Below are 8,277 nucleotides of genomic sequence, written 5' to 3'. Positions count from 1 at the left end.
GTCTAGATTCTCTCTATTCTGAAGTTAGCCAGCTACGGTAGCTGGCTACCTGCAAAAAGTATAGCATAGCTATTTAGAAACATATAACTGACCTAAGATAACATACAAAACCTACTATTCCAGCCATTCTTTCTCTATTTTCTAGATTGTTTCTATTTCTCTAACGTATTTACGTCGTTTTAGCCGTTGAGTTAGCTTACGTTCAAGCCGTAGATTTCTAGAATCTTTCTAGTGCTGAATGCGCACAAAAAAAACCGCCCCGTGGGACGGCTTAGTATCGCTGCTTAGATAAAATTTGACATTGCTTCCTCCCGGTCTGACACTTCACTTGCTTCAATCGAGCTATGCGCACAGTGCGATTATAGTTTTGTTTTGTCAGACCGGGCGATCGGGTTAAGGCTACCGTCATGCTGAACTAAACCCAAGCAACACAGTTCAATCAATTTGTCCACCGCTTCGCTCATGTTGCCCTGTGCTTTCAGTAGGGCAATTGTTTTAGGCTTAAGGGTTAGCGTTACCCTCACGGCATTCTTTTTGTTTGCCGCTGGCTTTAAGTTGTCCAAGCTTTTTGGATTGACAGTCGTTTTACCCCCTCACTAATTTTTCGCGGGAGTAAACAATATATCTGTAAGCTTACACCCTCTGCATTGGCGATAAAAGGGAAGTTCGTGCCATTTTTTAGAGCCATCCTTGTCTTTTAGTAGTACCATTTTACTGCCGCTGAGGCGATAATACCGTCGCTTATACTCAAGCGACTCTGGTAGCAAAATTTCGGTGCAGGTGACCTTCTTTATAATCTGAGTCTGATCGTGTTGCTGTAACAAGATTGGTATCATTATTTTTTGTTCCAATTACGTGCAAAATGAACTTGACAGCCGAGTTGTAATTCTTTTTTCCAGACAACCCAAACAACGGTACACATTGCGGTTTTTCCATCGCCCGTAAACGAAGGTCTTGGCTCTCCAAAAATTATTAGATTTGAAATGTGTCCCTCATGCGCCTCTAGCCATTCGCCGCGCCCTTTAGCGGGCTGTAGCCACGAAGTTGGTAGCAACATCGCAATTCCCGCTAAGGCGGCGTCAAAAGCCTGAGGAACGATTAAATGTGCCGATGAGAAGGGGGGATTTGTAATTACCCAATCGGGGCGATCGCCTTGTAGTTGAAAGTCAAGCGACTTCCAAAATTCTGTTTTTGTGGCGTCAGCAACTGCATATCCAAAATCGGGATTAATGTCAAAGCAAACTACCTCTGATGTTGTGCGTCTGTACAGTACATCTGCGATCGCACCATTCCCTGTACATGGTTCAAGTATTAATTTTGCTATCGCGATTTCTGGTACTCGATCGAGCAACTCAAGAGATATATTGTCCTCGGTTGGGTAAAAGTCGTTGACGTGTCTCATGTAGTGGCAATGTATTTTGGTAGGTAGCCGCCTGTGGTAGGCGGCTGTGGATGGAAATCAAAACAAATTAGCGCAAGAGATCGAACAGGTCGGTATTGGAGTTGTCACCCCTTGCTTCCTCTAGGGCAGTAACTCTTGCTTCTAGTTTGTCGTTGTGTAGTCGGTAATTAGCAAGTATTTCGGCAATACCGACCTGTTCGATCTCTAAACTTTCAACACGCGTTACGACATCAAGGGGTTGCTCTTCCGGGTCTTCTAATGAATCGGATTCAGCCAAAAGGGCAGTTATTTCAGAAAGAAACTCTTTTTTGAATTCGTGCAATCTAGAATCGGCTTCGTCTTGTTCTTCTGTTATCTCATTTAAACGTTCTGTGACTGCGTTTAAATGAAATTCAAGAGCTTTCACCGCTGCATTAGCCTTCATAGCTAGCGCTGCTACATAGCTAAATTCGTGGGCTGCAACATTCAATATTGGCAGTGGTCTTTGTGTCATTTGTTTTAATTAGTTGGTGGATGAATCAAGATAGTTTAATGTCATTGCGGACACGACTCCAAAACTAAAAAGGTATAACAACTAGATTGCAAAAAACAAAAGCTTTGCGTCGCAATGTTGCGTAGCACCCTTTAGCTGCAATCAACTCAGAAAATTGTTCCAAGAATTCAGAAGGGTAAAGTTTACGATAGCCAAAATCGAGGCACCACGCTTTGTAAATTTCGTAAACTTCGTAACCGCCAATTTCTCGACCTGGTGTGACCAAGCATCTATCAGAAAAGAAAGAAGTAACGGATTTTGACATATCCGTTTACCAATCGAAAGGATCGTCATCATCATCATCTTTGGTATCGCTAGATTCCTCTGGATCTTTAAAATCGTCAAATTGATAGATTTTGATATCAGGTGCAGAGAGTTCGTTAGCTTTCGCCTTGTAGTTGAAGCTTAAGCTATTTAGGTATTGCAGAAAATTACTCAAGCAATCCTCTTCTGATTCAAAGTATTCATCACTTGCATCTAGCCCAAATCCCCAACTAAAACGATGTTCTTCACCAGTGCAGTCTGACTCATATTCACAAACGAAATCATCTAATTGCATCTCAAGCTGCGTGAGTAGCATTCTGCTTAGACTTCCTTGATTTTTGATTGCGCAATCTTTGGGGGTACAATCTGAACTTACTACATGAATAGTCATTAGTGCATTCTCGATCGCATTAATAAGATTCGAGAAACTTTTAGACGGCAGCATGTCAGAACTTGTACTGCTGTCTGTTTCCCAGTACCAGCGATAAGCTTCTGGGTGGCTGGGGGGTCGTTGCTTAAATTCGACTTTCAACAACCTTTCTACTGTCTCAGCAACAATATTGCCAATCACGTTTTTAGGATTATTGGCATCCTCCAAGTAGCAGTAAACAATGTGTCTTACCATCTCGCTGAGAGTCTGATTGTTTTCCTCTGCTAGCACCACCAAAGCGTCAAAATCTTTTTGGTCTAATCGAGCGTGTATCTCTGGTTTTTTGTATTTCACGATTACTCGCCTTCGTTGTATTCTTGCGGAATAATTTCATAACGATCAATTGCAAGCATTATGAGAAGCTTGTCAATTTTCAGTGAATCGCCTACCTTTGTGAAGCCAACAGCTTGATTGACTAGCATCTGCATAAATAATACGTTTCGGTAAAGATCGGCAAAATCTAAGTCTACTGGAGGGTAAACTCTTTCTGAGTGTTTTACCAATGGTGAAATGCCTTTTAAAGACTTATTTGCATCTTCTAGGCGTAACGCTGCTGCATTAAGCGCTCTGTTGGCTGCAATAATGTCACTTAGAATGCTGTCGATCGATTCTTGGAAAACGTCCATTTTGGTTTCTAGTATTTTGATTGGTAGCCAGCTACGGTAGCTGGCTGTGAGTAGAAATCAACTAAAGCTATTTCCGACGAGACGTTGCAATACGAAAAGCCGTTTTTTGCGCGGTACGCAATAATTCAATAGTTAGCGTGATCAAGCTGACGAAATGCCCGCAAGCATCACTCGGCAAGATACAAACAATTTCATTGAGAAGGTCGGTCATTTCAGTAAATTTGCGCTGACTACTCGAATCTTGGATTAAAGATTGCAATTGTTGTTTCCAGTCAGTACCGCCATTGCTGTTATTTTTCATTTTGATTTGCTCGTGATTCTTTGATAAACATATGCCCCCCCTTTGTTCACGACCTGCCAACCAAGTTGACGAATATCCTGTTGAAGCTTGTCGGATTTAATCTTCGGAATTAATCCAGCATCACTGTGAGCCTCCATAGCTTGCTTGAGCTTAAAAGGGTCTATGATTAATTTACTTCCAGGTGGAAGCGCATCGCCCATAGACTTAACTCCACTTAATTCATCTAACGCTATCTGCAAAAGAGTCTCATAAATACCTTCCTTTGCATTTTTGCGACTTTCAAAATAAGCCTCAAAAAAGTTAAACGCAGTAGGCAAGTCTACCCAAACACCTATCATTAACCCTGCGTTAATAACATCTGCGACTAATTTCCACTGCTGTCGTGGAAATGACTTAGGGAATTGACGGCGAATTGTGACCTGATTTAACTTAAAGAGTTCCCAATTTCCGGGAGTACCCCAAAAAGCAGTTAGTTCTTTTCGTAATTCACCGATTGCCAGATCGTCCATCGGAATCAAGTGTTCAATGTCGGTTTTTGCTTTGAATTTTATTGTTAAGCACCGCCGACGCACTTCTGGGGATTCAATCCGCCAAACCGTACTGATGACTTTGGGGGCAAACACTCGAAAAACAATATTTTCGCCTTTGCCATTAGATATTGACTGTTCGTCTGTTTTGCGATCGTAACCATTTAAAAATGCCGTCATGGCATCGCGATCGTTAAAGAAATCGGCATCACTGTTGTCGCACAGGTAGAAGCAATTTTTTTCAATACTTAAAGTTGATCCATCCGCCCAACGGTACGCATTAAGGTCATTCTTAATGCTTGCAGCAGTCGATCGCGCTTTCAGTTTTGATCCTGTAACCTCGGCAAAAACCTTCATGCACTCGCTTTTGCCCGATTCGGGATCTCCCCTTAGTTCGAGTATTGGCAGAATGTCGCATAAGGTGCTTGGAATCGCTGCATAAGCAGCAAGTAAAGGATAAGAGATTTCAGCAACTGGAATAAGGACTGTTTGTCGAAACAGATTCTCTATCTTGTTACCCAGTGTTACCCCTTCAATTGGTAGCTTACCTTCATCACTTGCTTTGAGCCTTTGCAGTCTCGCCCATTCACCGATAGATAAATTAGATTCAGTGGCGGATGAGTCGCTTTCTGTTTCGCTGGGATTATTGATTGCAGCTAAAAAGTCATCGGGCAAATTAGTCATGGCAGTAGCTGAGAAAGAGTGCTAATAGTTTCACAAAGGCGATCGCGTGACAGTTGATCAGGTGCGTTTGTTATGGCAATTGCTATATCGCCAATTGTCTCAAATTGCCCAACCGACGAAAGGTGTTTCTTGATAAATAGCCATCTTGCTTCTAGTTTTTCGGCTTCAGTTTCCGATTTGCTTCCACCCCAGGAATTCCCGCTACCAGAAGCTGTCGTTTTGTTTAACAATGAACGGTGTTCGTCAGTAAGTCTCTGTGTTGTACCGACTGCAACGACGCAAGTATTTTCTACTATTTTCTCAAGCATTTTTGCTTGAACTTGAAACGTAGCCTCATCTAAACCTGGTTTTGTTTGATCATCCAATATGTCAAAAAACATTGGAGATATGTATGGAACAAGACTTAAGCATACACACGCCAAAGGATCAAAAGTTTTCAACTTGGCTGATACCAAGTTAAATAAATAGCTTTCCGAAGCACTCACGTCTACCGCTTCAAACTTTTTGATCGAATCGTTCCATTGCTGTTTTTTGCTTTTGTAAATCGTCAAAAGCGCTTCTTGTCCTTCTGGTTTCCAATCTTTGTCTTTATAATTTGTCAATCCAATAGACTGAGAACTCAGGAAACCGCAAAGACTAATGGAATCATCTGAAACTTTGAAATAAACCTCCGAAAAAACTATTCGATCAGTTGGCGTAATCTTTTCGTCAGAAAACCAAAGCTTTGCGGGATATTTGTCGCTTTTAGCAGAAAAATTGATTGACATGGCGAGTTCTGTTTTTGTGTATTTTGATTGGTAGCCAGCTACGGTAGCTGGCTGTGAGTGGGAATCAACTAAAAACTTTACTACTTCTAGAAACCGAACTTGTGTTTACGGTATTCCCTGTAAAGTTCTAAGGGAGCTTTTGTTGTTGGATCGCTGGCGTCCTGTTCCCGCAAAAACCTTGTAAATTCGTCAATAGTTCTCACAATGGTTTCTTTGACGTTTGCAAGATGCTTTGAGTCAGTACATTTTGTCTCCCCAGATCCTGCCTCCCGGGGTTCTTCTATTGGCAGAACCAGCGGTGTACTTGAAAACTCTTGTATCAGTATTTCGTAAAAATGCTGCAAGAAATAATTTTCGACATAGCCGATGTCAAAGCGAACTAATTTTGGCAGGCTAGGCGCGGTAATTGCGTCTTTTTTATTTTTTGCAGAACACGTTTGAATCAGTCCGTCATCAGTTAGCATTGCTAATTCGGGTCTCTTTAGGGATCGGACTTCTGACCAATTTTGAACGTTAATTTCCATGTTGTTTACCTACTGTGAACAAATCGTTAATTTTTGCCTGTAATTTGTCTGGCAATTGCTTGAGCGTTGTACGCGCTTCTGACGGTACAGTCAGCAAATGATTCATTTCAACAAAGAGAAGTTGTGCTATCGGTATTTTGTTGCTTGCACAAAGAATTGCGTGCTTAAGCTTTGCCACCTCAGTCAAAATGCCTTTCGGCTCAATTACCAAAAACTTTTCTGTTGAGAAGTACGGCTTAGCGCATTCAATGCGAAAAGTTTTTTCAGTAATTGAGCTTTCGACAATGACCAAATCGGCTCGATAAAACACATTATTCCCAAAATTATTTTTGGGGATAACCAAGAAATTAACTTGACGTAAAAGTTGCAAATTTGCTGGCAAATGAAGCAGTACAACGCGATAAACAAAATACTCGTGTTGTGAATCAAAACGCAAGCTACGCTTTTTGATTGCCGCTGACATTTGAGTCGCAGGTGCAAATTGCAAACTGCCAGTTAACGTATCCTTGTATGCCCTATTAGTAACAGGGTCAAAGTACACAAACGTGTTGTTGTACTTGCTGGTCATATTTAATTTTCAACGTTCGCTAGTGCGTTTTTGCCACTAAATTTAGTATGTTTTTTTTTTAGAAAAATAGTATTTTGTTGTGTAACGATTTGCGTGTAGAAGTATTACAATAAATTGACAAAATAAACATTACTCTAGTAGGTTACAAATGGTTGACAAGGTAAAAAAATCCACAGGAAATACTGTACTTTTAGACGTACCGTATAAGTCGCAGTTAGATAATTACCACGAACCTTTCGCTACGTGCAATACAACGAGCTTTGCAATGTGCTTGGAGTATTTTGGCATTACCTCTGACAAATTACCGGGCGATCGGCATATTCAGCTCGAAGACAAGTTGTTTAAATATATGTCTGACGCGGGTTTAAACAAGCATTCACCCCAAGACTTGCAAGAGTGCGCCAAGCATTTTGGAGTAAACAGTGGTTTTACGAGTCACGGTACATTTGAAAAATGCCGATCGCACCTGGACGCCGGACTACCCTTCGTCATGCACGGATACTTTACGCAACCAGGTCACATTATCGTTGGCACTGGATATGACGATAATGGTTTTTTTGTACACGATCCATACGGTGAATGGTTTTCAACGGGGTACAGAACGGATCTGCCTGGCGAAAACCTTCATTACTCATATGAATTGATTCGCAAAACGTGTGCGTATGACGGCGAATTCTGGGTGCATTACTTCAGCCCTTTTTAGCTATTTAACTGATTTTCAATCCTTTTCCACTCACAGCCAGCTACGGTAGCTGGCTACCAATCAAAATACTAGAGAAGACACCTACTTATACAAGATTGCTCCGCCTCTAACCAACCAAATTGGTTTATTTAACAACGGCAACCACAAACGTGCGTAGGCAAATTTACAATCAGCCAGTGGACGTTTCTCCTCTGGTTTTATTTTTTTGCCAACCACAACTATTTCTTTTGTCTGTTTGGCGTATTTAGTGTTTGATGTACTTTCGACCTTATTGAAGCCATCTTCGTCAGGTACGGCGTCAAAAATTTTAAGCATAGCGGTGAATAAAGAGATGCCGTCCTGTCTTTCGCGCACATAAGCATATCCTTCTAAACCTTGCAAGCGTGCTATTTGACCACTGTAGCTAACGCACTCCTTTCCCTTTCTCCACACATACTGTGTGTCACCAAAAACAACTTTAATCTTTTGACACCATTTTTTAATGTCAGCAGGTGTCAAAAGTTTTGCCAGTTTTGCGTTGGCGATTTTTTCGTCATCTGTATAGCCCGCGCATCTGATCCATTTTTGTCCAGCTTTTCTATCATCGCTAGTAAAATGTAGCTCGATAATTGGAAAACCTTTTAGTGGTGGCTTGCTGTTTTTTCCGCTTAGAGCGGCAATACCCCCCGATTGCTGATATCCGATCGCCACAATGTGGTTTACCAAATCCTTTCCTGTGCCACTAAGTAAATAACTCGTACTTTCGTCCTCTTTGCTTGGGAAATATTTAATCCACCTACCGATCGCTTTTCCGGTTTTTGGGGTCACATCGATAAACTTAGGTTGTGTCCAGTTTTCACGTTCAATTTTGTTTGTTGGTGGTTTTTTAAATTCGTCCCACCATTCGTCAAAATCAATACCGCCGTTTTGCAGCAGTTCGTTTATGGCAAACAAAAGTGACGGTTCGTTG

13 protein-coding genes are annotated in these 8,277 nt (G+C 41.5%); 1 reads left to right on the top strand and 12 read right to left on the bottom strand.

Annotated features, from left to right (window positions below):
* Window positions 1-359 precede the first annotated feature (359 nt).
* The 11 genes from ACRC32_RS06570 to ACRC32_RS06520 all read right to left on the bottom strand — a co-directional run bounded on the left by ACRC32_RS06570 (window position 360) and on the right by ACRC32_RS06520 (window position 6,625).
* Window positions 360-563: a hypothetical protein gene (locus ACRC32_RS06570; protein WP_438553236.1), complete on the bottom strand. Its 204-nt coding sequence runs from the start codon at window positions 561-563 to the stop codon at window positions 360-362.
* A gap of 272 nt (window positions 564-835) precedes the next feature.
* The gene (locus ACRC32_RS06565; RefSeq protein WP_438553235.1) at window positions 836-1,402 is read right to left on the bottom strand and encodes a hypothetical protein; all 567 of its coding nucleotides are present in this window, start codon (window positions 1,400-1,402) and stop codon (window positions 836-838) included.
* A 67-nt stretch (window positions 1,403-1,469) separates the two neighbouring features.
* On the bottom strand, window positions 1,470-1,895 hold the full coding sequence (locus tag ACRC32_RS06560; RefSeq protein ID WP_438553234.1) for a hypothetical protein: 426 nt from the start codon (window positions 1,893-1,895) through the stop codon (window positions 1,470-1,472).
* Window positions 1,896-1,959: 64 nt separating this feature from the next.
* The gene (locus ACRC32_RS06555) at window positions 1,960-2,199 is read right to left on the bottom strand and encodes a primase-like DNA-binding domain-containing protein (protein WP_438553233.1); all 240 of its coding nucleotides are present in this window, start codon (window positions 2,197-2,199) and stop codon (window positions 1,960-1,962) included.
* Window positions 2,200-2,205: 6 nt separating this feature from the next.
* The gene (locus tag ACRC32_RS06550) at window positions 2,206-2,922 is read right to left on the bottom strand and encodes a hypothetical protein (RefSeq protein WP_438553232.1); all 717 of its coding nucleotides are present in this window, start codon (window positions 2,920-2,922) and stop codon (window positions 2,206-2,208) included.
* Between the two features lie 2 nt (window positions 2,923-2,924).
* Window positions 2,925-3,254 carry a hypothetical protein gene (locus ACRC32_RS06545; protein ID WP_438553231.1) on the bottom strand — a complete coding sequence of 110 codons (330 nt, stop codon included), beginning with the start codon at window positions 3,252-3,254 and terminating at the stop codon, window positions 2,925-2,927.
* 67 nt (window positions 3,255-3,321) lie between these two features.
* Window positions 3,322-3,555, bottom strand: a complete 234-nt coding sequence (locus ACRC32_RS06540) for a hypothetical protein (protein WP_438553230.1) — start codon at window positions 3,553-3,555, stop codon at window positions 3,322-3,324.
* Entirely contained in the window at window positions 3,552-4,766 is a 1,215-nt protein-coding gene (locus ACRC32_RS06535) for a hypothetical protein (protein ID WP_438553229.1), read from the bottom strand. The genes ACRC32_RS06540 and ACRC32_RS06535 overlap by 4 nt, the downstream gene beginning before the upstream one ends.
* Window positions 4,763-5,533 (bottom strand): hypothetical protein, encoded by a 771-nt coding sequence (locus ACRC32_RS06530; protein ID WP_438553228.1) that lies wholly within the window; start codon window positions 5,531-5,533, stop codon window positions 4,763-4,765. The genes ACRC32_RS06535 and ACRC32_RS06530 overlap by 4 nt, the downstream gene beginning before the upstream one ends.
* Before the next feature lie 86 nt (window positions 5,534-5,619).
* On the bottom strand, window positions 5,620-6,057 hold the full coding sequence (locus ACRC32_RS06525) for a hypothetical protein (protein WP_438553227.1): 438 nt from the start codon (window positions 6,055-6,057) through the stop codon (window positions 5,620-5,622).
* On the bottom strand, window positions 6,047-6,625 hold the full coding sequence (locus tag ACRC32_RS06520; protein WP_438553226.1) for a hypothetical protein: 579 nt from the start codon (window positions 6,623-6,625) through the stop codon (window positions 6,047-6,049). Before ACRC32_RS06520 ends, ACRC32_RS06525 begins: the two co-directional genes overlap by 11 nt.
* 148 nt (window positions 6,626-6,773) lie before the next feature.
* On the opposite strand from ACRC32_RS06520, the gene ACRC32_RS06515 reads away from it, so the two are divergent.
* Window positions 6,774-7,328, top strand: a complete 555-nt coding sequence (locus ACRC32_RS06515; protein ID WP_438553225.1) for a C39 family peptidase — start codon at window positions 6,774-6,776, stop codon at window positions 7,326-7,328.
* A gap of 81 nt (window positions 7,329-7,409) precedes the next feature.
* Here ACRC32_RS06515 and ACRC32_RS06510 read toward each other — a convergent pair.
* Window positions 7,410-8,277: hypothetical protein (locus ACRC32_RS06510; RefSeq protein WP_438553224.1), on the bottom strand; the 868-nt coding region annotated here is incomplete at its 5' end.

Source organism: Chroococcidiopsis sp. (genome assembly GCF_051657925.1).
GTDB lineage: Bacteria > Cyanobacteriota > Cyanobacteriia > Cyanobacteriales > Chroococcidiopsidaceae > Chroococcidiopsis.
The sequence above is the reverse complement of the archived record's forward strand: the minus strand, read 5'-3'. Positions and strand labels throughout refer to the sequence as shown.

Excerpts from the sequence above, each read along its gene's own strand:
- ACRC32_RS06545 (WP_438553231.1), bottom strand. The coding sequence starts at position 3,254 with ATGGACGTTTTCCAAGAATCGATCGACAGCATTCTAAGTGACATTATT.
- ACRC32_RS06515 (WP_438553225.1), top strand. The coding sequence starts at position 6,774 with ATGGTTGACAAGGTAAAAAAATCCACAGGAAATACTGTACTTTTAGAC.
- ACRC32_RS06530 (WP_438553228.1), bottom strand. The coding sequence starts at position 5,533 with ATGTCAATCAATTTTTCTGCTAAAAGCGACAAATATCCCGCAAAGCTT.
- ACRC32_RS06565 (WP_438553235.1), bottom strand. The coding sequence starts at position 1,402 with ATGAGACACGTCAACGACTTTTACCCAACCGAGGACAATATATCTCTT.
- ACRC32_RS06525 (WP_438553227.1), bottom strand. The coding sequence starts at position 6,057 with ATGGAAATTAACGTTCAAAATTGGTCAGAAGTCCGATCCCTAAAGAGA.
- ACRC32_RS06540 (WP_438553230.1), bottom strand. The coding sequence starts at position 3,555 with ATGAAAAATAACAGCAATGGCGGTACTGACTGGAAACAACAATTGCAA.
- ACRC32_RS06535 (WP_438553229.1), bottom strand. The coding sequence starts at position 4,766 with ATGACTAATTTGCCCGATGACTTTTTAGCTGCAATCAATAATCCCAGC.
- ACRC32_RS06555 (WP_438553233.1), bottom strand. The coding sequence starts at position 2,199 with ATGTCAAAATCCGTTACTTCTTTCTTTTCTGATAGATGCTTGGTCACA.
- ACRC32_RS06560 (WP_438553234.1), bottom strand. The coding sequence starts at position 1,895 with ATGACACAAAGACCACTGCCAATATTGAATGTTGCAGCCCACGAATTT.
- ACRC32_RS06520 (WP_438553226.1), bottom strand. The coding sequence starts at position 6,625 with ATGACCAGCAAGTACAACAACACGTTTGTGTACTTTGACCCTGTTACT.